The organism is Micromonospora sp. CNZ309 (assembly GCF_002846525.1).
On the sequence record NZ_PJNG01000001.1, the window covers coordinates 3,022,344 to 3,045,645 of the forward strand.

General features: G+C 73.2%; 22 protein-coding genes. 6 read left to right on the forward strand and 16 right to left on the reverse strand.

From position 1 onward, the window contains the following. The first annotated feature begins 14 nt into the window (after positions 1–14). Positions 15–800, forward strand: coding sequence for a dioxygenase family protein (locus tag CLT72_RS12050; protein ID WP_250100018.1), 786 nt, complete (start codon positions 15–17; stop codon positions 798–800). A 117-nt stretch (positions 801–917) separates the two neighbouring features. On the opposite strand, the gene CLT72_RS12055 is transcribed toward CLT72_RS12050, so the two are convergent. The 13 genes from CLT72_RS12055 to CLT72_RS12115 form a co-directional block, all read right to left on the reverse strand. Further along, the gene (locus CLT72_RS12055) at positions 918–2,249 is read right to left on the reverse strand and encodes a helix-turn-helix domain-containing protein (protein WP_101411630.1); all 1,332 of its coding nucleotides are present in this window, start codon (positions 2,247–2,249) and stop codon (positions 918–920) included. Next, on the reverse strand, positions 2,246–3,595 hold the full coding sequence (locus CLT72_RS12060) for a helix-turn-helix domain-containing protein (protein ID WP_101411632.1): 1,350 nt from the start codon (positions 3,593–3,595) through the stop codon (positions 2,246–2,248). The genes CLT72_RS12055 and CLT72_RS12060 overlap by 4 nt, the downstream gene beginning before the upstream one ends. 44 nt (positions 3,596–3,639) lie before the next feature. Next, positions 3,640–4,293 carry an acVLRF1 family peptidyl-tRNA hydrolase gene (locus tag CLT72_RS12065; protein ID WP_101411634.1) on the reverse strand — a complete coding sequence of 218 codons (654 nt, stop codon included), beginning with the start codon at positions 4,291–4,293 and terminating at the stop codon, positions 3,640–3,642. 131 nt (positions 4,294–4,424) lie between these two features. Then, positions 4,425–5,051 (reverse strand): LysE family transporter, encoded by a 627-nt coding sequence (locus CLT72_RS12070; RefSeq protein ID WP_101411636.1) that lies wholly within the window; start codon positions 5,049–5,051, stop codon positions 4,425–4,427. Between the two features lie 181 nt (positions 5,052–5,232). Then, complete coding sequence (locus tag CLT72_RS12075) at positions 5,233–5,619, reverse strand: SH3 domain-containing protein (RefSeq protein WP_144082243.1); 387 nt, start codon at positions 5,617–5,619, stop codon at positions 5,233–5,235. Between the two features lie 253 nt (positions 5,620–5,872). Beyond that, complete coding sequence (locus CLT72_RS12080) at positions 5,873–6,307, reverse strand: metal-sulfur cluster assembly factor (RefSeq protein ID WP_101411640.1); 435 nt, start codon at positions 6,305–6,307, stop codon at positions 5,873–5,875. Continuing rightward, positions 6,304–6,780 (reverse strand): Fe-S cluster assembly sulfur transfer protein SufU, encoded by a 477-nt coding sequence (gene sufU, locus CLT72_RS12085; protein ID WP_101411642.1) that lies wholly within the window; start codon positions 6,778–6,780, stop codon positions 6,304–6,306. The genes CLT72_RS12080 and sufU overlap by 4 nt, the downstream gene beginning before the upstream one ends. Positions 6,781–6,822: 42 nt before the next feature. Continuing rightward, positions 6,823–8,127 (reverse strand): cysteine desulfurase, encoded by a 1,305-nt coding sequence (locus CLT72_RS12090; protein WP_101411644.1) that lies wholly within the window; start codon positions 8,125–8,127, stop codon positions 6,823–6,825. A 32-nt stretch (positions 8,128–8,159) separates the two neighbouring features. After that, positions 8,160–8,933, reverse strand: coding sequence for a Fe-S cluster assembly ATPase SufC (gene sufC, locus CLT72_RS12095; protein WP_101411646.1), 774 nt, complete (start codon positions 8,931–8,933; stop codon positions 8,160–8,162). Next, positions 8,933–9,259 (reverse strand): non-heme iron oxygenase ferredoxin subunit, encoded by a 327-nt coding sequence (locus tag CLT72_RS12100; protein ID WP_101411648.1) that lies wholly within the window; start codon positions 9,257–9,259, stop codon positions 8,933–8,935. The genes sufC and CLT72_RS12100 overlap by 1 nt, the downstream gene beginning before the upstream one ends. Next, positions 9,259–10,401, reverse strand: a complete 1,143-nt coding sequence (sufD, locus tag CLT72_RS12105; RefSeq protein ID WP_101411650.1) for a Fe-S cluster assembly protein SufD — start codon at positions 10,399–10,401, stop codon at positions 9,259–9,261. The genes CLT72_RS12100 and sufD overlap by 1 nt, the downstream gene beginning before the upstream one ends. A gap of 84 nt (positions 10,402–10,485) precedes the next feature. Then, complete coding sequence (gene sufB, locus CLT72_RS12110) at positions 10,486–11,916, reverse strand: Fe-S cluster assembly protein SufB (RefSeq protein ID WP_088999372.1); 1,431 nt, start codon at positions 11,914–11,916, stop codon at positions 10,486–10,488. Further along, positions 11,913–12,671 carry a helix-turn-helix transcriptional regulator gene (locus CLT72_RS12115; RefSeq protein WP_101411652.1) on the reverse strand — a complete coding sequence of 253 codons (759 nt, stop codon included), beginning with the start codon at positions 12,669–12,671 and terminating at the stop codon, positions 11,913–11,915. Before CLT72_RS12115 ends, sufB begins: the two co-directional genes overlap by 4 nt. 98 nt (positions 12,672–12,769) lie before the next feature. Here CLT72_RS12115 and CLT72_RS12120 point away from each other — a divergent pair, with 98 nt between their 5' ends. After that, on the forward strand, positions 12,770–13,732 hold the full coding sequence (locus tag CLT72_RS12120) for a COX15/CtaA family protein (RefSeq protein WP_199184559.1): 963 nt from the start codon (positions 12,770–12,772) through the stop codon (positions 13,730–13,732). A gap of 40 nt (positions 13,733–13,772) precedes the next feature. Here the strand turns inward: CLT72_RS12120 and CLT72_RS12125 are convergent, their stop codons facing one another. The 3 genes from CLT72_RS12125 to CLT72_RS12135 form a co-directional block, all read right to left on the reverse strand. Further along, entirely contained in the window at positions 13,773–14,696 is a 924-nt protein-coding gene (locus tag CLT72_RS12125) for a hypothetical protein (protein WP_101411656.1), read from the reverse strand. Between the two features lie 6 nt (positions 14,697–14,702). Beyond that, positions 14,703–15,035, reverse strand: a complete 333-nt coding sequence (locus CLT72_RS12130) for a hypothetical protein (RefSeq protein ID WP_088999368.1) — start codon at positions 15,033–15,035, stop codon at positions 14,703–14,705. 405 nt (positions 15,036–15,440) lie between these two features. Beyond that, positions 15,441–16,400: a heme o synthase gene (locus CLT72_RS12135; RefSeq protein ID WP_101411658.1), complete on the reverse strand. Its 960-nt coding sequence runs from the start codon at positions 16,398–16,400 to the stop codon at positions 15,441–15,443. A 265-nt stretch (positions 16,401–16,665) separates the two neighbouring features. Between CLT72_RS12135 and tkt the strand changes: the two genes are divergently transcribed. The 4 genes from tkt to zwf all read left to right on the forward strand — a co-directional run bounded on the left by tkt (position 16,666) and on the right by zwf (position 23,278). After that, positions 16,666–18,804 (forward strand): transketolase, encoded by a 2,139-nt coding sequence (gene tkt, locus CLT72_RS12140; protein ID WP_101411660.1) that lies wholly within the window; start codon positions 16,666–16,668, stop codon positions 18,802–18,804. A 16-nt stretch (positions 18,805–18,820) separates the two neighbouring features. Beyond that, a complete protein-coding gene (gene tal, locus CLT72_RS12145; protein ID WP_101411662.1) occupies positions 18,821–19,999 on the forward strand; it encodes a transaldolase in 1,179 nt (392 codons plus the stop codon). Between the two features lie 76 nt (positions 20,000–20,075). Next, the gene (locus tag CLT72_RS12150; protein WP_101411664.1) at positions 20,076–21,725 is read left to right on the forward strand and encodes a glucose-6-phosphate isomerase; all 1,650 of its coding nucleotides are present in this window, start codon (positions 20,076–20,078) and stop codon (positions 21,723–21,725) included. Positions 21,726–21,736: 11 nt separating this feature from the next. Next, positions 21,737–23,278 (forward strand): glucose-6-phosphate dehydrogenase, encoded by a 1,542-nt coding sequence (gene zwf, locus CLT72_RS12155; protein WP_374208799.1) that lies wholly within the window; start codon positions 21,737–21,739, stop codon positions 23,276–23,278. Positions 23,279–23,302 lie beyond the last annotated feature (24 nt).

Genomic DNA, 23,302 nt, shown 5'->3' on the forward strand with positions numbered 1-23,302 from the left:
GCCCCCACAGCGGCGTGACACGCAAGAGCGTGCTGCGGGCGGCGGCGCTCGCCCTGCCCGCCCCGTTCCTCGTCGCCGGCGCCGCGCGGGCGGTGGGCGCGAGGACGGCCGACCCCATGCCGGCGCCGCCCCTCACCCCGTACTGCGACGACGGCGACGACCCGACGCCGCCGCAGATGGAGGGCCCCTACTTCAAGCCGAACTCACCGCGCCGCTCCTCGCTCGTCGAGGCCGGTACGGTCGGCACCCGACTCACCGTCACCGGGCACGTCTTCGGGCTGGACTGCCGGCCGCTGCCCGACGTGCTGCTGGACTTCTGGCAGGCCGACGCCAACGGCGGCTACGACAACGTCGGCTACCGGCTACGTGGCCACCAGTTCACCGACGCGTCGGGCGCGTACCGGCTCAGCACGATCGTGCCGGGCCTCTATCCCGGGCGGACCCGGCACATCCACGTCAAGGCGCAGGCGCCGGACCGGCCGGTGCTCACCACCCAGCTGTATTTCCCCGGCGAGCCCCGCAACAGCACGGACACGCTCTTCGACCCCGCGCTGCTGATGACGGTACGTACGGTGAACGGCGTCCGGGAGGCGAGTTTCGACTTCGTCCTCAACGTGACCTCGGGTCCCACCCCCACCCCGACCGGCACCGCCCCCGGTGGCACCTGGGCGGCCGGCACCGCGTACCCGGTCGGGGCCCGGGTCACCTACGGCGGTGTCGGTTACCGCTGCCTCCAGGCGCACACCGCCCAGCCCGGCTGGGAACCACCGAACGCGCCGGCGCTCTGGGCCCGGGACTGACGCCACGGGCACGCACCGGGTCGCCCGCCCGAGGCACGGCGGACGGGTGACCGGTCCACGGCGGGCCGGCCCGACGGCCCGGCCGAGGGCCCCGGCGGCGTACCCGTCGCCGGGGGCTCAGGCCGTGGCGCGCGGCACGGCGACCCGATCGCCGACCTGCTCCACCTGGTGCAGCCCCTCGCGGAGCAGATCGAGCGCGTCGTCGGGGCGGCCCCACCCCTGCATCAGGTCGGCCAACAGCAGGACCACCGCTGCCAGCTCCCGGCGCCGCCCGGCGGCCCGGTAGCCGGCGAGCGCCGACCGCAGGTGCCGCTCGGCACCGGCCCGGTCGCCGTCGTCGTCGCGCAGCAGGCCACGCACCCGCTCGGCACGGGCCGCCACCACCGGGTCGCCGCCGAGGTCGACGGCGTCGCGCAACAGTGCGTCGGCCCGCCCCGGCTGGCCCAGCGCGTGGTACACCTCCGCCAGCTCCACCCCCACCTCGCGGGCCAGCGCCGGCTGCCCGGCGTCCACCAGCACCGCGTGTGCCCCCGCCAGGTCGGCCAGCGCGCCGGCCAGGTCGCCGGCACCCCGGCGCCCCTGCCCCCGGGCCCGGTGACAGCACGCCAGCAGCCACCGCAGGGCGACCTGCCGGGCCGCCTGGCGAGCCTGCTCGGCGGCGACGGCGGCCTCCGCCGTGCGCCCCGACGCGAGCAGCGAGGCCGCGACGCTCAGGTGCAGGCCGGCGACCCGGGCCGGCGCGGGGAGCACCGCCAGGGCCAGGGCCTGCCTGGCGGCCCCCGCCGCCGCCCCCTCGTCGCCGAGGGCGACGTGGCAGCGCACCAGCTCGGCGTGCAGGATCAGCAGGGCCGACGGATCCGGGTACCCGTCGCGCAGCAGCGCGTCGCGGGCCTCGGTGAGCAGGTAGCGGGCGTAGCGGGGGTCACCGTCGTGGTACGCCAGCCCGGCGCGGCCGGCCGCCACCTCGGCGCGTACGTGCGGCGCCGCCCCCGCCAGGAGGGCCTCCGCCCGGTCGAGCTGGGCCGACGCGGTACCGGGTTCGTCGCGGCGCAGCGCCACGCCCGCCAGGCCGAGCCGGGCCCGGGCTTCCAGCACCGGCTCCGCCAGGTCGGCGGCGGCCCCGGCCACCTCGCGGCAGATGGCGGCCGTCTCGTCGACGGAGCCGGCCAGGTCGGCCTCGGCCAGGCGCAGCCCCAGGCGCACCACCTCGGCCGGCGAGCGGCCGGTGGTCAGGTCCGAGGGCGTGACACCGAGCCGCTCGGCGAAGTGGGCGACGGCGTCGCCCGAGGGCACCCGGCGACCGCTCTCCACGGCGGAGACGTAGGCCGCGGTGTAGCGGGGCTCGGCCAGGGCGCGCTGCGTGAGCCCCCGTTGCGTACGCAGCCGCTGCACCCGCGCGCCCAGCCCGCCCGTCGCCGGATCCGCCCCGTCCGGCTCCGGCCGGCTCACGACAGCCGCTCCGCCGCACGCAGGCCGCGGCGCAGCACCGCCGCCGCCTCGTCCCGCTCCGCCCGGGCCAGCAACAGCTCCGCCAGGTGGCGGCAGGTGATCACCACGTCGCCCATCAGGCCGGCCCGCTCGTACCGGTCGACCGCCCGCAGCAGCAGCCGCCGCGCCTGCTCGCCGTCGCCCTGGGCGGCCCGCACCAGCCCGCGTACCCGGTCGGCCTCGGCCATGATCTCGCGGTGGTCGCTGGCCGTCGCCGCCCCGGCCGCCTCCTCGGCCAGCTCGGCCGCCTCGTCCAGCGCGCCCTCGCGCCGGCGGGCCTCGGCCAGCTCCAGCGTCGCCCCGGCGTGGTCGAGCACCGCGCCGACGTCGCCCAGCGTCTCCCGCGCGCGCCGCAGCTGCGTCCCCGCCTCCCCCGGCCGCCCGGCCCGCAGCAGCACGTAGCCACGGGCCCAGTGGCACAGGCCGATCTCCCGGGTGAGCCCCAGCTCGGTGTAGCGACGGACGGCCTCCCGCAGGTGCCGGTCCGCCTCGTCCAGTTCGCCGTCACGCCGCAACTGCCCGGCGACGGCGTGGAACTGCGCCACCCACTCCCGGTTGGTCGCCCGGGTCAGCAGGGGCGTCACCTCCCGCTCCAACCGCCGGGCCCGCTCCCGCCAGCTCAGCTCGAGGAACGTGTACATCAACGCGTTGGTCAACCGCAGCTCGGCGTCGGCGTCCACCGGTGGCGCCGCCCGCAGGGCCCGCAGGCCGCCCTCCAGGATCGCCACCGCCCGCGGCGCGTCCCCGGCGACCAGCAGGCAGTACGCCTGCCGGGCCAGCACCGCCGCGCGCAGCGCCGGGCAGTCGTCAGGCAGGTCCCCGGCCAGCTCGTCGTACCGGGCGGCCGCGTCCTCGGTGCGCCCACGGTGCAGTTGGGCCTCCGCCAGGTGGTATCCGGCCCAACCGGCCAGCTCGGACAGTCGGTAGCGCTCCGCGCGGCCGCGTATGCCGGTCAACGCCCGCTCGGCGGCGTCCAGCCGACCGGCGGAGAGGTCCCGGCGGGCCGCCGCCTGCTCGGCGGCGAGTTGGGCGGCGGCGTTCGCCGGCCGACCGTGGCGCAGGTCGTCCACCGCCAGCCCGAGGCGGTCGGCGAAGTGGGCCAGCGCCTCGGGGCTCGGCATCCGGGCACCCGACTCCACGGCGCCCAGGTAGGCGCGGGTGTAACGGGAGCCGACGACCTGCTGCTGGGTCAGGCCCCGGGCCAGGCGCAGCCGTCGGATCCGGTCACCCAGGCTCTCCCCGACCGCGTCGTCGTGGGAGTCGACGACTCCGACCACGGCGACGTCGGCCGCCGCCGTCTCCGCCATCCTGGCTCCCTCCCCGACCGTCGCGCCCAGCCTAGTGCGCCGGATCAGGAGGGGGCGGGATCGCGCACCAGGATCCGGACCGCCCGGGCCGCCGCGATCGCGCCGACGAGCACGGCGTGGCGGGGCTCGGGCACGTCCAGCAGCCGCTCCGCGCGCAGCGCCGCCAGCGGGGCGAGCCGCCGGTCGGCCAGCACGGTGTCCACCGCCCGCCGGTCGCCGCCGCAGACCACCGCGCGCAACGACGACGCCTCCGGCAGCAGCAGCCGTACGGCCAGGTCGGCGGCGTCGCCCAGCGCCGCCTTCGCCTGGTTGTCGCGCCGCCTGGCGAAGCGCTGCTGCGACCAGCCCCCGGCGGCGGTGCGCCCCTGCACGTAGCGGGTGTCCACCTTGGAGACGACCAGCTTCTCCCCCGCCGCCACGCCGACGGCCACCGCGCCCTTCCGGGCGAGCAGCAGGCCGATCCGGCGGGGCGCGGCCGCGGCGGCCACGAAACCGGGCAGGTCGGGGGCGGCGGGTGCGCCGGGCGGTGCGTGCAGCTCGGCGGTCGCGCCGTCCGCGGCGGCGAGCAGCAGCCCGTACGCCTCGACGGTGGCGGCGGGCGGGCCGTGCCGGTCGGCGAAGCCCTCCACCCAGCGGGCCACCCGGGCCGGGTCCACCTCGACCCACCGGCCGCCTCCGGCTGCGGGTCGGCTGCTCATACGCCGAACCTACGGCACGGCGACGCCGGCCCACCGCCACGGGTGGGTGGACCCGCGGCGGCGAACCGCCGCCCAAGCCGGGCAGCGGCGACCGGGCCGGGCTCAGCCGGGCAGCGGCGACCGGGCCGGGCTCAGCCGGGCAGCAGCACCGCCACGGCCAGGGCGGCGATGATCGCGCTGGAGAGCAGTGCGGTCACCAGTCGGCCGCGCGGGCCGGTCAGCACCCGGCCGACCAGGCTGCCTCCGCCGGCGATCACCAGCTGCCAGCTCGCCGAGGCGACGAACGCGCCGAGCACGAAGAGGCCGGCGGCGAGCGGATCCGGCTCGGCGCGGTCCGCGCGACCCAGCACGAGCGCGGCGAAGTAGACCACGGTCGCGGGGTTCAGCAGGGTCAGCGCGAGCACGCCGGCGAAGGCACGGGCCGGGGTGTCCAGGGCACCTCGACCGGCGGCGGCCCGGGTCACGGGGCGGGGACGTAGCGCCCGCCAGGCGCCGTGGCCGGCGATGACGAGCAGCACCAGCGCGGCGGCCAGCCGCAGCGGCCCGGCGACCGGGGCGACGAGCCCGGCGACGGCGGCCCCGCCGAGGGCCGCCACGGCGGCGTAGAGCCCGTCGGCGGTGGCCACCCCGAACGCGGCGGCGGCGCCGACCCGGAACGAGGTGCGGGCGCTGAGCCCGAGGATGAGCACCGCGATCGCGCCGACCGGGATGGCGACGCCGTAGCCGGCGACCAGGCCGGCCAGGAACGCGCCGGTCACGACGGTCGGCTGCGGACCGGAACGCGACCGGACGACGTCCGCTGTCGGCGCGCGGCGGCGGCGACGGGGAGGTTCTGCACCGGGTACGTCTCGATCACGCCCCGATCCTGCTTCCCCACCCCGCCCGCCGCCACCGGTTTCCCGGCGTTCGCCGGCTACGACGGGTGCCGGCGGTGGGCGTTCAGGCCAGCTGGTGCGTCGCGACCGCGCTCGAGCAGTCGGCGATGGTGGTGGGCTGCGAGACGTTGAGGGCGTCCAACCGGGACCATCCGTTGACCCCGGTGGTGGTGTTACGGAGGAAGATCCAGAGCGCGTTGGTGTAGGTGGCGCAGTGGACGTCGATCCCCTGGCTCGGGTAGCCGAGCCCGCGACTGCCGCAGTCGACGTGCGGATAGGCGCGGATGTTGGTTCCGTTTCCGAACGAGATGGCGCCCCCGCTGTACAGATCCGGGTGGGTGCCGTGCCCGCTGCAGTGCGCACTGGCCGGGCTGGCCGGCAGCAACGCCAGCGCCGAGCCACCCGTGACGAGCGCCAGCGCGGACGCGACGGAGATCAACCGAGATCGCATGTGCCGTCTCCTCAACAAGAACGGTGACAACTGTCGATTGAGAATGTCACGCGGATCACACCCTGGTGTCGGCCCCGCCCGAACACCGCACGGTGGAAGAAAGATCGTCCCCGCGCACGCCGGGTCATCCGCGGCGATGGGACACCCTCGTCGTCATCGGCGAAGTGGCCGCTCTCGTCGATCGGCAGAAACGCGTCGAGCGCGCCGCCCCTGGCCGGGGGCGACGCGCTCGACGGGACCGGCGCCGGGCCGGTCAGACGTTGAAGCCGAGGGAGCGCAGCTGGTCGCGCCCCTCGTCGGTGATCTTGTCGGGCCCCCACGGCGGCAGCCACACCCAGTTGATCCGGATGTCGTCGACCAGACCGCCACCCGGGCCGGTGGTCAACGCCTGCCGGGCCTGGTCCTCGATCACGTCGGTCAGCGGGCACGCCGCCGAGGTCAGCGTCATGTCCAGGGTGGCGACGTTGTCGTCGCCGACGTGCACGCCGTACAACAGGCCGAGGTCGACCACGTTGATGCCCAGCTCGGGGTCGACGACGTCCTTCATCGCCTCCTCGATGTCGGCGACGGCGGCCCTGCCCCCGGCGGCCGACGCGCCGTTCGTCGCCGCTACGGCGGCGTCCGCGGCCGGGGCGATGGCACCCTCGGTCGCCGGGGTCGCCGCGGTGGCGGTGTCCTCGCTGCTCATGCCTCAACCTCCGTCGGGCTCACGCCCACACCGGCGCGTGCCGCGGCGTCCTTGAACGCCATCCACGGCAACAGCGCGCACTTGACCCGGGCGGGGTAGCGGGCGACGCCCGCGAACGCGACCCCGTCACCGAGCACGTCCTCGTCCGGCGTGACCTGGCCACGGCCGGACATCAACTCGACGAACGCCTCGTGCACCCGGAACGCGTCGCCCGCGCCCCGGCCCACCAGCAGCTCGTGCAGCACGCTCGCCGACGCCTGGCTGATCGAGCAGCCCATGCCGTCGTACGAGACGTCGTGCAGCACGTCGCCGTCGGTGGCAACCCGTACGGTGACCTCGTCACCGCAGGTCGGGTTGACGTGGTGCGCCTCGGCGACCCGGGCGCCCGTGGCGTCCGGGTCGCGCAGGCCGCGACCGTGCGGGTGCTTGTAGTGGTCCAGGATGATCTCCTGGTAGAGAGACTCAAGCTGCATCAGGCTGAACTCCCGTCGATCCGCGGGCTCCTGCGGCGCCGCTCACTCGAACACCTTCCGCACCTGCTCCAGGCCCGCCACCAGGGCGTCGATCTCCGCGGTGGTGGTGTAGAGGTAGAACGAGGCCCGCGTCATCGCCGGCACGCCGAACCGGGTGCACACCGGCTTGGCGCAGTGGTGGCCGACGCGCACCTGCACGCCGAGCGAGTCGAGCACCTGCCCGACGTCGTGCGGGTGGATGTCGCCGAGGGCGAAGGAGATCGTGCCGCCCCGGCCCACCGGCACGGTCGGCCCGAAGATCCGCAGGCCGGGCACCGTGGCGAGGGCGTCCAGCGCGTACGCCGTCAGCTCCTTCTCGTGCCACTGGACGGCCTGCATCCCGATGCCGCTGAGGTAGTCGACGGCCGCGCCGAGCGCCACCGCCTCGGCGATCGGCGGGGTGCCCGCCTCGAACCGGGCCGGCGGCGCGGCGAACGTCGAGCGGGCCATGGTGACCGTCTCGATCATCGATCCGCCGCCCAGCACCGGCGGCATCGCCGCCAGCAGCTCGCCCCGGCCCCAGAGCACCCCGATGCCGGTCGGGCCGCACATCTTGTGCCCCGTGAAGACGACGAAGTCGGCGTCGTAGTCGACCACGTCCATCGGCATGTGCGGCACCGACTGCGAGCAGTCGAGCAGCAGCAGCGCGCCCACCTCGCGGACCCGCTCGGTGATCCGCGAGGTGGCGTTGACCGTGCCGAGGATGTTGGACATGTGCACCAGCGAGACGATCTTCGTCCGCTCGGTGACCAGGTCCTGGAGCCCCGACTCGTCCAGGCGCCCCTGGTCGGTGACCGGGAACCAGCGCAGGGTCGCGCCGGTACGCTCGCAGAGCAGCTGCCACGGCACGATGTTCGAGTGGTGCTCCATCTCGGAGATCACCACCTCGTCGCCGGGGCCGAGCCGGAACCGCTCGTCGGCGTCGGGCCGCAGCGACGCGTTGGAGAACGCGTACGCCACGATGTTGATCGCCTCGGTGGAGTTCTTGGTGAACACCACCTCGTCCACGCTCGGCGCGTTGATGAACGCGGCGATCTTCGCCCGCGCGCCCTCGTACGCCTCGGTGGCCTCGGTGCCCAGGGTGTGCACCGAGCGGGACACGTTGGCGTTGTGCATCGCGTAGTGCCCGCCGAGCACGTCGAGCACCTGCCGCGGCTTGTGCGAGGTGTTGGCGCTGTCGAGGTAGACCAGCCGGTGCCCGTTGACCTCCCGGTCGAGGATCGGGAAGTCGGCGCGCACCTTCGCCACGTCGTAACGCGGCACGTCGTCGTACTGCGGCATCCCCGCCGGGATCGCGATGGAAGTCATGTCGACCGGCCCACCCATTCTTCCGAGAGGAGTCAGGCCCGCGCCGCGCCGGCCCCGGCGGCGTACCGCTCGTAGCCCTCTTCCTCGAGCTTGTCGGCCAGCTCCGGGCCGCCCTGCTCGACGATCCGGCCCGCGACGAAGACGTGCACGAAGTCCGGCTTGATGTAGCGCAGGATCCGGGTGTAGTGGGTGATCAGCAGCATGCCGGTGTCGCCGTTGTCGCGGACCCGGTTCACGCCCTCGCTGACCACGCGCAGCGCGTCCACGTCGAGGCCGGAGTCGGTCTCGTCGAGGATCGCGATCTTCGGCTTGAGCAGCTCCAGCTGCACGATCTCGTGCCGCTTCTTCTCACCGCCGGAGAAGCCCTCGTTGACGTTGCGCTGCGCGAACGCCGGGTCCATCTGGAGGCGCTCCATGGCCCCGCGCAGCTCGCCACCCCAGGTGCGCAGCTTGGGCGCCTGGCCGTCGATGGCGGTCTTGGCGGTACGCAGGAAGTTCGCCACCGAGACGCCGGGGACCTCGACCGGGTACTGCATGGCCAGGAAGAGGCCGGCGCGGGCCCGCTCGTCGACGGACAGGGCCAGCACGTCCTCGCCGTCGAGGGTCACCGAGCCGCCGGTGATCTCGTACTTGGGGTGGCCGGCGATCGAGTAGGCCAGGGTGGACTTGCCGGAGCCGTTCGGGCCCATGATCGCGTGGGTTTGACCCGAATTCACCGTCAGGTCTACCCCATGCAGGATCGGCTTGAGCTCACCCTCGGGCAGCTTGACCGACACCTTCAGGTCGCGGATCTCCAGGGTGCTCATTATCGGGTCACTCCATTGCTCGGCGTGAGACTGACGAAGATGTCGCCGTCTCGGACTTCGACGGGATAGACGGGAACGGGTTCGGTGGCGGGCAGCCCGGTCGGCTCGCCGGTCCTCAGGTCGAAACGGGATCCGTGCAGCCAGCATTCCAGCGTGCAGCCCGAGACCTCCCCCTCGGAGAGGGCGACCGCGGCGTGCGAGCACTCGTCGTAGACGGCGTAGAAGACGCCGTCCTCGCCGTGCACCAGCGCGATCGGGGTGCCGTCGACGTCCGCGCTGACCACGGTGCCCTTCGGCACGTCCTCGGCGGAGCAGAGGCGGATCATCAGGCGCCGACCTTGCTGAGCCGGGCCTCGATGGCGTCGCCCAGGCGCTCGCGCAGCTCCTCGACCGGGATCTTGTTGATCAGCTCCGCGAAGAAGCCGCGGACCACCAGGCGCCGCGCCTCGGCCTCCGGGATGCCCCGGGCCATCAGGTAGAACAGCTGCTCGTCGTCGAAGCGCCCGGTCGCGCTCGCGTGCCCGGCGCCGGCGATCTCGCCGGTCTCGATCTCCAGATTGGGTACGGAGTCCGCCCGCGCGCCGTCGGTCAGCAGCAGGTTCCGGTTGATCTCGTAGGTGTCGGTGCCGGTCGCCTCGGCGCGGATCAGCACGTCACCCACCCAGACGGTGCGCGCGCTCTCGCCCTGCAGGGCGCCCCGGTAGCCGACGTAGCTGCGGCAGTCCGGCACGGTGTGGTCGACCAGCTGGCGGTGCTCCAGGTGCTGGCCCGAGTCGGCGAAGTAGAGGCCGTACAGCTCGGCCTCGCCGCCCCGCTCGGTGTACTCCACCGAGGTGTACTGCCGCACCAGGTCGCCGCCGAGCGAGACCTGGACGTGCACCACCTTGGCGTCGCGGCCCAGCCGGACCCGCAGGTGCTGGGCCTGCACGGCGTCGCCGGCCCAGTCGGCGACGGTGACCAGGGTCAGCTTCGCCCCGTCGGCCACCGCCACCTCGACATTGTCGGCCAGCGTGGCCGAGCCGACGTGCTCCAGCACCAGGGTCACCTCGGCGAAGCGGCCCACCTCGACGAAGGTGTGCCCGAAGGCGACGCCCTCGGCGCCCTCGCCGACCACCCGCAGGCTCACCGGCTCGGCCACCACGGCGTCGCGGGCGACCTGCACCAGCAGCGCCTGCCCGGCCCCGCCGTAGGCCAGCGCGCTGACCCGGTCGACCGGGGTGAGCACGCTGCCCACCCGCGGGTCGTCGGAGCCGATCCGCTCGACGGTGACGCCCTCGGGCAGGTCACCGTACTCGTGACGGACCGTGCCGGTGGCGGCCTGCGCCCCGCCGGTGAGCCCGCGCAGCCGCTTGAGCGGGGTGAAGCGCCACTCCTCCTCCAGGCCCGTGAGGGCCGGGAAGTCGGCGACGTCGTACGAGCGGAGCGCCTGCGACTTGGTGCTGGGCGGCGCGGAAGCCTGGGTAGTCATCTCTTCCTTGGTCTGTTCTACGACGACGGTGTCATCAACTGGAGGGTCGGTCGGCGTTCGCGCGGCCCGCAGGGCGGGCCGGCGTCAGCCGACCGCGCCCTCCATCTGGAGCTCGATCAGGCGGTTGAGTTCCAGGGCGTATTCCATCGGGAGTTCCTTGGCGATCGGCTCGATGAAGCCACGCACGATCATCGCCATCGCCTCGTCCTCGCTCAGACCACGGCTCATCAGGTAGAAGAGCTGGTCGTCGCTGATCTTGGAGACGGTCGCCTCGTGCCCCATCGACACGTCGTCCTCGCGGATGTCGACGTACGGGTAGGTGTCCGAGCGGGAGATGGTGTCGACCAGCAGCGCGTCGCACTTGACCGTGCTCCGGCTGCTGTGCGAGCCCTCCAGCACCTGGACCAGGCCCCGGTACGACGTGCGGCCGCCGCCCCGGGCGATCGACTTGGAGATGATGGTGGAGGAGGTGTGCGGCGCGGCGTGCACCATCTTGGCGCCCGCGTCCTGGTGCTGCCCCTCGCCCGCCATGGCCACCGAGAGCACCTCGCCCTTGGCGTGCTCGCCGGTCATGTAGACCGCCGGGTACTTCATGGTGACCTTGGAGCCGATGTTGCCGTCGACCCACTCCATGGTCGCGCCCTCGTGGCACACGGCCCGCTTGGTGACCAGGTTGTAGACGTTGTTCGACCAGTTCTGGATGGTCGTGTAGCGGCACCGGGCGTTCTTCTTGACGATGATCTCCACGACGGCGCTGTGCAGCGAGTCGGAGGAGTACAGCGGCGCGGTGCAGCCCTCGACGTAGTGCACGTACGCGCCCTCGTCGACGATGATCAGCGTCCGCTCGAACTGGCCCATGTTCTCCGTGTTGATCCGGAAGTAGGCCTGCAACGGGATCTCCACGTGCACGCCCTTCGGCACGTAGATGAACGAGCCGCCGGACCACACGGAGGTGTTCAGCGCGGCGAACTTGTTGTCGCCGACCGGGATCACCGTGCCGAAGTACTCCTTGAAGACGTCCTCGTGCTCGCGCAGCGCGGTGTCGGTGTCGAGGAAGACGACGCCCTGCTCCTCGAGGTCCTCGCGGATCTTGTGGTAGACGACCTCGGACTCGTACTGCGCCGCGACACCGGCGACCAGGCGCTGCTTCTCCGCCTCGGGGATGCCCAGCCGGTCGTAGGTGTTCTTGATGTCCTCCGGCAGGTCCTCCCAGCTGGTGGCCTGCTTCTCGGTGGACCGCACGAAGTACTTGATGTTGTCGAAGTCGATCCCCGTGAGGTCGGCGCCCCAGGCCGGCATCGGCTTGCGGCCGAACAGCCGCAGGCCCTTCAGCCGCAGGTCGAGCATCCAGGCCGGCTCGTTCTTCTTGGCCGAGATGTCCCGCACCACCGCCTCGTCGAGGCCGCGCTGGGCGACAGCCCCGGCGACGTCGGGGTCGGCCCAGCCGTATTCGTAGCGACCCAGGGCGGCGAGCTGCTCTTCCTGCGTCAGGGGCTGGACGATCTGCTCGGTCATCTATCTGTCCTCACAGTGGTGACGGTCTTACCGGAACGGGCACGCCCCGGCTGGGTGGGGATGTGCGTGGTGCACACCCCGTCGCCGTGCGCGATGGTGGCCAGGCGCTGCACGTGGGTGCCGACCAGGCGGGAGATGACCGCGGTCTCGGCCTCGCACAGCTGGGGGAACTCGGCGGCCACGTGCGCCACCGGGCAGTGGTGCTGGCAGAGCTGGCCGCCGGAGGCGATCGTGGACGCGTTCGCAGCGTAACCCTCGGCGGTCAGCGCTCCGGCGAGTGCCTCGGCCCGCGCGAGCGGGTCGTCGCCGGCGTCCTCCATGGCGGCCCGGCAGCGGGCCTCCAGCGCCGCGACCTGGTCGGCCGCGAACGCCTCGACCGCCTCGGCGCCCCCGTTGCGGGAGATCCAGCGCAGCGCGGCGGTGGCCATGTTGTCGTAGTGGTGGGTGCCGCAGCGGACCCGGGCCGCGTCGGTCAGCAGGAACACCTTCGCCGGCCGGCCGCGGCCGCGGTGGCCCCGGACGGTCTGCTCGCGGGCGAGCACGTCGCCGTCCGCGAGCATCGCGTCGAGGTGCCGGCGGATCGCGGCCGGGCTGAGCCCGAGCGCCGAGCCGAGCTCCGCGGCGGTGGTCGCGCCGCGCTCCAGCAGCAACTGGGTGACCCGGTCGCGGGTGGAGAGGTCCGCGACGGACGCGGACCGACCGTCGGCCGGGACAGCCGTCGGCCGGTGCCCCGGGAGCCCCGCCACGTTTTTCACAACGCCAACGTTACGTAATTCGCCCGAGGCCCGCAAACCGGGGTCCCGGTGATCCGAACCACCGCACGGACGGAGTCACCCGATCGTGCTCCACTACGGTGCGTAGGATTTGCGCCGTGAAGCGATCCGTCCGGTTCCCGGTCTCCACCGCCCTGCTGCGCCGTCTCGCGCTCGCCTCGATCATCGCGAACGTGGGCATCGTCGTCACCGGCGGGGCCGTCCGGCTCACCGCGTCCGGCCTCGGCTGCCCGACCTGGCCCCGGTGCACCGACGACTCGTACGTCACGACCTCCGAGATGGGCGTGCACGGGGTGATCGAGTTCGGCAACCGCCTGCTCACCTTCGCGGTCGGCATCATCGCGCTGGCGGTGCTGGTGGCCGTGCTGCTGCACCGCCCCCGCCGGCGGGAGCTGATCCCGCTCGCGGTCGCCGTGCTCTTCGGCATCCCGGCCCAGGCGGTCGTCGGCGGCATCACCGTGCTCACCAACCTCAACCCGTGGGTGGTCGGCCTGCACTTCCTCGCCTCGATGCTGGTGATCGCGGCCGCGTACGCCCTGTGGCGGCGGATCAAGGACCCGGCGGGCCCGGCGGTGGCCGTCGTGCCGGCCCCGCTGCGGACCCTCACCGCGCTCACCACCGTGGTCAGCGCTGCGGTGCTGGTGATCGGCACCTGGGTGACGGGCAGCGGCCCGCACGCGGGCGACCAGGGCGCCGCCCGCAACGGGCTCGACCCCGAGACGATCTCCCAGGTGCACGCCGACAGCGTCTTCCTGCTGATCGGCCTGTCCGTGGCGCTGGTCTTCGCCTTCCGCGCGGTCGGCGCGCAGCGGGCCGCGCGGGCCGCGCTGGTGCTCGTCGCCGTCGAGCTGGGTCAGGGCCTGATCGGCTTCGTGCAGTACTTCACCAACCTGCCGGCGCTGCTGGTGGGCGCGCACATGCTGGGCTCCTGCCTGGTCCTGCTGGCCACCCTGTCGGTGCAGTGGTCCACCCGCGAGCGCCGCCCGGTCGCTCCGTCGCCGGCCCTGGACGCCGTCGACCGGGCCGTCCCGGTCGCCGCCTGAGCGCTCCCCGGCCCGTCCAGCCGCGCACCTGGCGGGCCGGTCAGCCGGCGGCGCGGGCCAGGTGGAGCAGGATCGCGTCGGCCAGCCGGTCGGCGGCACCGTCGGCGTGGCCGAGGAACAGCGACGGCTCGGTCAGCTCCAGCTCCACCAGGACCGGCGCGCCGTCCGGGCCCGGGATGAGGTCCACCCGGGCGTAGAGCAGTCGCCCCGACCCGCCGGGCACCGCCGCGAGGACCCTCTCCGCAACCGCCAACTGCGCGGCGGTGGCGGTGCGGGCGGTGATCTCCTCGGGCCGGTGCAGCCCGTCGACCCCGAGGTCCGGGCCGGTCAGCATCGGCCCCTTGCGGATCGCGTGGCTGAACGTCGGGCCCTCCGGCCCGGCCAGGTAGAGCAGGGCCGTCTCGCCGGCCGTGTCGACGGCATCGAGGTACGGCTGCACCATGGTGAGCCGCCCGGCGTCCGACAGCCGCCGCACGTGCGCCACGGCCAGTTCCCGGTGGTGCGGATCGGTCAGGTCGTAGCGGCCGGTGTCCTGGCTGCCCGCGCTGACGGCCGGCTTGACGACGTACTCGCCGCTGGTGGCGGGCGGCTGCCAGTCCTCCCCCGGCGCTACCCAGGACGTCGGCACGGTCGGCACCCCCGCCGCGGACAGCTCGGCCAGGTACCGCTTGTCGGTGTTCCAGCGCACGACGTCCGCCGGGTTGGCCAGGGCGGGAACCCGCGACGCCCAGGCGACGAACTCGTCGCGCCGCAGCGCGTAGTCCCACGGCGAGCGGAGCACCGCCAGGTCGTACGCGGGCCAGTCGGCGTCCGGGGCGGCCCAGTCCAGCACGTCGGCGGTCACCCCGCGGCGGGCCAGCGGGTCGAGCAGCAGCCGGTCGTCGGGGTCGAGGTCCGGCAGCTCGGCACAGGTTACGAGAGCGACCCGGGGTTTCCCCCGGGTCGACTGGTGGTGGTCGGTCAATTTATGTCAACGGGCCATCGTGCGCCGGGCCATCGACCGCCAGAGGTCGTTGCTCGGACGCATCTGGTCCATCAGTTCACGCTCCCAGGCGTTCTCGACGGTGACTCCCGCCGTCGCGCAGGCCTGCCGCGCCACGACGGTGTCGTCGGCGAACTGGTCGCCCCACACCCCGTCCTCACCCACGAGGACGATGCGCGCGCCACGCTTGCCGACGTACTCGATGACCGCCTTCGCCCCGCCGTGACCGGCGGCGAACGACTTGATGCCCGCGACCAGGCCCTGCGGGGCGTGCCCGGGGGTCTGCTCGGCCGTCAGCGTCGTATCGGAACCATCTGCCATGACGCGAAGCGTAAGCAGACTTCCACCCGGGCGGGCGAGAACCATGAACCTTTTGTGATGCCAATTACCCGCAGGTTTAAGGAGAACCACAGGCGATATGCCCTGATCATCCCCACTTATCGCGCCAAAACGCCGTCCCGAACCGGCCCGGCCCGGGGCATCCGAAGCGGTTCAGGACCGATGCGAACGGTGTCACCGATGTGACGGAAAACCCGGACAAGGCATACACAACAATGACTTTCCGGTACGGCAGCGACGGCCGGGACCCGACCCGCGATCCGCATGCGGACCCGGCGCGGCGCGGTGACAGCGGCGCGGCGCAGTCACAGCAGCGCGGCGCAGTCACAGCAGCGCGGCGCAGTCAGGACGGGCCGGGCGGGGCGGGGCGGCGCGCAAGCGGCCCGGTCAGATCAGGGCGTCGAGCGCGACGGCGGCGAAGAGGATGGTCAGGTAGGTGGTCGACCAGTGGAACAGGCGCATCGGCTTGACGGCCTGCCCCCGCGCGACCCGGCGGGCCAGCTTGTGCGCCTCCACCACGAAGATCGCGCCCACCACCACGGCGGGAACGCCGTAGATCAGGCTCATCCCCAGCGGCCACACGGCCAGCGAGGACGCCACGGTCAGCCAGGCGAAACCGATGATCTCGGCGTTCACCCGCCGGGTGGAGGCCACCACCGGCAGCATCGGGATGCCGGCCCGGGCGTAGTCGTCCTTGTACTTCATCGCCAGCGGGTAGAAGTGCGGCATCTGCCAGAAGAAGACCACCGCGAACAGCGCCCACGCGGCCGGGGAGAGAGTCCCGGTCACCGCCGCCCAGCCGATCAGGACCGGCGCCGCCCCGCAGGCCCCGCCCCAGAACGTGTTCGCCGTCGTGGTGCGCTTGAGCCAGAGGGTGTAGACGACGTCGTAGTAGACGATCGCCGCCAGCGTGAGCCCGGCGGCCAGCAGGTTGGTGAACGCCGCCATCATCGCGACCGACACCGCCGCCAGCACCAGGCCGAAGATCAGCGCGTTGCGCGGTGTCACGGTGTGCGTCGGCAGCGGGCGGCGCTTGGTGCGCCGCATCAGCTGGTCGATGTCCCGGTCGATGTAGCAGTTGATGACGCTCGCCGCGCCGGCGGCGAGCGAGCCGCCGACCAGCACCACGGCCACCAGCCAGAGCGACGGCATCCCGCCGTCCGCGAGCATCATCGCCGGAACCGTGGTGACGAGGAGCAGCTCCACGATCCGCGGCTTCGTCAGCGTCACGTAGGCCGAGACCACCGCGCGGACGTCCCGGCGGGTCGCCGCCGACGTCTCCACCGTGGTCCGCACCGGCGGCTGCCCGGCAGAGTTGCTGACGGGGCGCTCGGTGATCATGCTCACGGATTGCCACCTTCCGGCGTCGGCAGGGGAGGTCGGATCGGCCGGACCCGGGTGGGGCCACACACCGCACCACAGACTACGCGTCGTCGTTTTGGCTGCCCGGGCGACCCGACAACGGTGCGGGCCGTCACACCGTCGGGTCGGTACCGGTCAGCGGCGCCGACCAGTACAGACCGGCATGCAGAGATCCCTGGGCGGACGTTTAGGACCGCTCGATAGGGTCATCACTGAGGGTTCCGCCCATCTGCCGAGGAGCACAACCATCGTGGCTGCCAACCGACCTGAGCACCCCGCACTCAACTGGTCCGACCTCGACCGCCGGGCCGTCGACACCGTCCGCGTGCTGGCCATGGACGCCGTGGAGAAATCCGGCAACGGCCACCCGGGCACCGCGATGAGCCTCGCGCCCGCGGCCTACCTGCTCTTCAACCGGGTCATGCGGCACAACCCGGCCGACCCGAACTGGCCCGGCCGGGACCGCTTCGTGCTCTCCGCGGGCCACTCCAGCCTCACCCTCTACATCCAGCTCTTCCTCTCCGGCTACCCGCTGGCCCTGCAGGACCTGGAGTCGCTGCGGCAGTGGGGCTCGCTGACCCCGGGCCACCCCGAGCACGGGCACACCCCCGGCGTGGAGACCACCACCGGGCCGCTCGGGCAGGGCCTCGGCAACGCGGTCGGCATGGCGATGGCCGCCCGCCGCGAGCGCGGCCTGTTCGACCCGGAGGCCGAGCCGGGCCGCTCGGTCTTCGACCACGACATCTGGTGCATCGTCTCCGACGGCGACATCGAGGAGGGCATCAGCCACGAGGCCAGCGCGCTCGCCGGGCACCAGCAGCTCGGCAACCTCACGGTGATCTACGACGACAACGAGATCTCGATCGAGGACGACACCCGCATCGCCAAGAGCGAGGACGTCGCGGCCCGCTACGAGGCGTACGGCTGGCACGTGCAGACCGTCGACTGGCGCGCCGGCGACGCCGACCAGGGCGACTACCACGAGGACGTCGAGGCCCTGCACCGGGCGCTGCTGGCGGCGAAGGCCGAGACCGGCCGTCCCTCCTTCATCGCGCTGCGCACCATCATCGGCTGGCCCGCGCCCAACAAGAAGAACACCGGCAAGATCCACGGTTCGGCGCTGGGCGGCGACGAGGTGGCCGCCACCAAGAAGCTCCTCGGCTTCGACCCGGCGCGGACCTTCGAGGTCGACGAGGAGATGCTCGGCCACGCCCGCACGGTGATGGAGCGCGGTGCCCGGGCCCAGCAGGAGTGGACCACGGCGTTCGACGGCTGGGCGAAGGCCAACCCGGAGCGTCACGCACTCTACGACCGGATGGCCGGGCGGATCCTGCCGAGCGGCTGGACCGAGGCGCTGCCGGAGTTCCCCGCCGACGCCAAGGGCGTCGCCACCCGGGCCGCCTCCGGCAAGGTCCTGGAGGCGCTCGCCGGAGTCCTGCCGGAGCTGTGGGGTGGCTCGGCCGACCTGGCGGAGAGCAACAACACCACCATGAAGGGCGAGCCGTCCTTCGTGCCCGCCGTCCACGCCACCAAGGACTTCCCCGGCCACGAGTACGGCCGCACGCTGCACTTCGGCATCCGCGAGCACGCCATGGGCGCGATCCTCAACGGCATCGCGCTGCACGGCGGCACCCGCCCGTACGGCGGCACCTTCCTGGTGTTCAGCGACTACATGCGCCCGGCGGTCCGCCTCGCCGCGCTGATGAAGCTGCCGGTGGTCTACGTCTGGACGCACGACTCGATCGGTCTCGGCGAGGACGGCCCCACGCACCAGCCGGTGGAGCACCTGACCGCGCTGCGTGCCATCCCCGGCCTGGACGTGGTCCGGCCGGCCGACGCCAACGAGACGGCCTGGGCCTGGCGGCAGGCCCTGGAGCACACCGACCGGCCGACGGCGCTGGCGCTGAGCCGGCAGCCGCTGCCGACGCTGGACCGCGCGGCCCTGGCCGGCGCGGAGGGCGTGGCCAGGGGTGGCTACGTGCTGGCGGAGGCGTCCAACGGCAAGCCGCAGGTGATCCTCATCGGCACCGGCTCCGAGGTGCAGCTCTGCCTCACCGCCCGCGAGCGGCTGGAGGCCGACGGCACCCCCACCCGGGTCGTCTCGATGCCCTGCCAGGAGTGGTTCTTCGAGCAGGACGAGGCGTACCGGGAGTCGGTACTGCCGCGCGGGGTAAAGGCACGGGTGAGCGTGGAGGCGGGCATCGCCATGTCCTGGCACGGCATCGTCGGCGACTGCGGCGAGAGCGTGAGCCTGGAGCACTACGGCGCGAGCGCCCCGCACTCCGTGCTCTTCGAGCAGTTCGGCTTCACCCCCGACCGGATCGTGGCCGCCGCGCACGCGGCGCTGACCCGGATGGGCGACATCACCGGTTTCACGACCGGCAACTGAGGGGAGCGTGGACGGCATGACGGACAGGCTTAGTGAACTCACCGCCGCAGGCGTGGCGGTCTGGCTCGACGACCTTTCCCGGGTACGGCTGTCCTCCGGCGGGCTGGACCAGCTCCGCCGGGAGAAGCACGTGGCCGGGGTGACCACCAACCCGACGATCTTCGCCAAGGCGCTGAGCGACGCCGACGAGTACGACTGGCAACTGCGCGACCTCGCCGCCCGTGGCGTGGAGGTCGAGGAGGCCGTACGCATGCTCACCACGTACGACGTGCGGTGGGCGTGCGACGTGATGCGCCCGTCGTACGAGGGCAGCGGCGGCGTCGACGGCCGGGTCTCCATCGAGGTGGACCCGCGGCTGGCCCACGAGACCGACAGGACGGTCGCCGAGGCCAAGGCGCTGTGGTGGCTGGTCGACCGGCCCAACCTCTTCATCAAGATCCCGGCCACCGAGGCGGGCCTGCCGGCCATCACCGCCACCCTGGCCGAGGGGATCAGCGTCAACGTCACGCTGATCTTCGGGCTGGAGCGCTACTCGCAGGTGATGGAGGCGTTCCTGGCCGGTCTCGAGAAGGCCAAGGCCAACGGCCACGACCTGTCGAAGATCGGCTCGGTCGCCTCGTTCTTCGTCTCCCGCGTCGACAGCGAGATCGACAAGCGACTGGAGAAGCTCGGCTCCGACGAGGCCAAGGCGCTGCGCGGCAAGGCCGCCGTCGCCAACGCCAAGCTGGCGTACGAGCGTTACGGCGAGGTCTTCTCCTCCGACCGGTGGCAGGCCCTCGCCGACGCCGGCGCCCACCCGCAGCGGCCGCTGTGGGCCTCCACCTCGACCAAGAACCCGGACTACCGGGACGTCATCTACGTCGAGGAGCTGATCGCCCCCGGCACGGTCAACACCATGCCGGAGCCGGTCGTGCACGCGTACGCCGACCACGGCGAGACCCGCGGCGACACCATCACCGGCTCGTACGACGAGGCCCGCAAGGTCTTCGCGGACCTGGAGTCGGTGGGGATCGACGTGGCCGACGTGATCGAGACCCTGGAGCGCGAGGGCGTGGAGAAGTTCGAGACGAGCTGGCAGGAACTGCTCGACGGCGTCCGCAAGTCGCTGTCGGCCGCGGGCCGGGGCGCCGGCCACCCGGGCGACGCCGCGAAGGGCAACGCGCAGGCCGCGCAGCAGGCGGGAGGCAACGCGTGAGTGAGCGTAGCGAGCGAACCATCGGGCTCAGCAGTGCGGCGCCTCGCGCCGCCGCCGAGCGAAGCGAGGTGGCGGCGTGAGTGACCTGCTGGCCGGGGCGGTCGAGGCCGCCGCCGGGCTCTCCGTGCACGGGGCCGACACCGTCGACAAGTCGGCGCCCGCCTCCACCCGCGAGGCGCTGGTCGGTGCCGGCGTGCCGGGCAAGCTGGCCGCGAAGGACCCGACCCTGTGGGGGCCGGACGCCGAGGCCGAGGCGAAGATCCGCCTCGGCTGGGTGGACACCCACCTGCGCAGCCGGGAACTGCTCCCCCAGCTCGCCGAGCTGAAGGCGGAGCTGGCCGACCTGGACCACGTGGTGCTCGCCGGGATGGGCGGCTCGTCGCTGGCCCCCGAGGTCATCGCCCGCACCCTCGGCAAGCAGCTGACGGTGCTCGACACCACCGACCCGGGACAGGTCCGGGCGGCGCTGGCCGACCGGCTGGAGCGCACCGTGGTGGTGGTGGCCAGCAAGTCCGGCTCGACGGTCGAGACCGACAGCCACCGCCGGGCCTACTGGCAGGCGTTCCTCGACGCGGGGATGACCGAGGCGGAGGCCGGCCGGCACTTCGTGGTCGTCACCGACCCGGGCTCGCCCCTGGAGCAGACCGCCGCCGAGATGGGTGCCTTCACGGTGCTCGCCGACCCGAACGTCGGCGGCCGCTACTCCGCGCTGACCGCGTTCGGGCTGGTCCCGTCGGCGCTGGCCGGCGTCGAGGTGGGCGAGCTGCTCGACCAGGCCGACGCGCTGGCGCGGTCGCTGGGCGGGGACCGCGACAACCCGGGCCTGGCGCTCGGCGCGGCGCTCGGCGCGGCGGCCACCATGGGCCGGGACAAGGTCGCCCTGATCTCCGACGGCACCGGCATCGAGGGCCTCGGCGACTGGGCGGAGCAGCTCATCGCCGAGTCCACCGGCAAGGCCGGCGTCGGCATCCTGCCGGTCGTCGTGGAGTCGCCGCAGAGTCCCGGTGCCGCCGGCGACGACGTACTCACCGTGACCTACGGCGGCGCGTTGCCCGCCGGCGCCGTCCCGGCCGGCGGCGTCGACGCCGACGTGGCGGTCAACGGCCCGCTCGGCGCGCAGTTCCTGGCCTGGGAGTACGCCACCGCGGTCGCCGGCGTGGTGCTGGGCATCGACCCGTTCAACCAGCCCAACGTCACCGAGAGCAAGGAGAACACCAACCGGATCCTCGCCTCGGGTCCGCCGGCGGAGACGCCGTCGTTCACCGAGGGCGCGATCGAGGTGTACGCGCCGCAGGGCGCCCCGGGCGACCTGGCCGGCGTGCTGCGCCTGCTGATCGACGGGGCGGGCGACGACGGCTACCTCGCGGTGATGGCGTACCTCGACCGGTTCGCCGACGCCGACGCCGCCCGGCTGCGGCCGCTGCTGGCCGGCGCCGCCGGCCGTCCGGTCACCTTCGGCTGGGGCCCGCGGTTCCTGCACTCCACCGGCCAGTACCACAAGGGCGGTCCGCAGGTCGGCAGCTACCTCCAGCTCACCGGCGCGGTCGCCGACGACCTGCCGGTGCCGGGGCGGCCGTACACCTTCGGCGAGTTGCAGGCGGCGCAGGCCGCCGGCGACCGGCAGGCCCTGGCCGAGCGGGAGCGCCCGGTGGTGCGGCTGCACCTGACCGACCGGTCGGCGGGCGTGGCCCAGCTGCTCGATGCGGCCGGGGCGTTGCGGGCGTGACGATGGGGACCATGGACGACGCGGAGCGAGGAGGCGGTGTGAACCCGCTGCGCGACCCGCAGGACCGCCGGCTGCCGAGGATCCCGGAGTCGTGCGCTCTGGTGATCTTCGGCGTCACCGGTGACCTGGCCCGCAAGAAGCTCCTGCCGGCCGTGTACGACCTGGCGAACCGGGGGCTGCTGCCCCCGGGCTTCGCCGTGCTCGGCTTCGCCCGCCGGGACTGGGGCGACGGGGACTTCGAGTCGCTGGCCCACGAGGCGGCCAAGAAACACGCCCGCACCCCCTGGCGGGAGGAGGTGTGGGCGCGCCTGGCGGGCAACATCAAGTTCGTCGGCGGCTCGTTCGACGACGACGCCGCGTTCGACCACCTCTCCGAGATGCTGGACGAGCTGCGCCAGACGCACGGCATCCCGGGCAACGCCGCCTTCTACTTCTCCATCCCCCCGGCGGCGTTCCCCGTGGTCCTCAAGCAGCTGGCCCGCACCGGGATGGCCGACAACGCCAAGTCCGGCGGCTGGCGGCGGGTGGTGGTGGAGAAGCCCTTCGGGCACGACCTGCCGTCGGCGAAGGCGCTCAACGACCTGGTCGACGACGTCTTCACCCGCAAGGACGTCTTCCGCATCGACCACTACCTGGGCAAGGAGACCGTCCAGAACATCCTCGCCCTGCGGTTCGCCAACAACCTGTTCGAGCCGCTGTGGAACTCCAAGTACGTCGACTCGGTGCAGATCACCATGGCCGAGGACGTCGGCATCGGCACCCGCGCCGGCTTCTACGACTCGGCCGGCGCGGCCCGCGACGTGTTCCAGAACCACCTGCTCCAGCTGCTGGCGCTGGTGGCGATGGAGGAGCCGACGAGCTTCGACGCCGACGAGATCCGCACGGAGAAGCTCAAGGTGCTCCGGGCGATCACCCTGCCCAAGGACGTCGCCGAGGGCACCGTACGCGGCCAGTACCTGCCCGGCTGGGTGGGCGGCGAGCGTGCCGTCGGGTACCTGGAGGAGGAGGGCGTCCCGGAGGACTCCACCACGGAGACCTACGTGGCCGTGCGGCTCGGCATCCAGAACCGCCGCTGGGCGGAGGTGCCGTTCTACATCCGGGCCGGCAAGCGGCTGCCGCGGCGGGTCACCGAGGTCGCCATCATGTTCAAGCGGGCGCCGCACCTGCCGTTCAACGAGGCCGACATGGAGTCGCTGGGCAACAACCAGCTCGTCATCCGGGTGCAGCCGGACGAGGGCGTCGTGCTCAAGTTCGGCTCCAAGGTGCCCGGCACCACGATGGAGGTCCGCGACATCGCCATGGACTTCCAGTACGGCGAGGCGTTCACCGAGGCCAGCCCCGAGGCGTACGAGCGGCTCGTGCTGGACGTCCTGATCGGCGACCGCACGCTCTTCCCCGACGCCGCCGAGGTCGAGCAGAGCTGGCAGGTGGTGGACCCGCTGGAGCACGCGTGGGCGGGCACCACGCCGGAGCCGTACCGGGCCGGCGAGTGGGGCCCCCGGGCCGCCGACGAGATGCTGGCCCGCGAGGGCCGCGCCTGGCGGCGGGCGTGAGCGCGAAGGCAGGTGCCGCGAGCA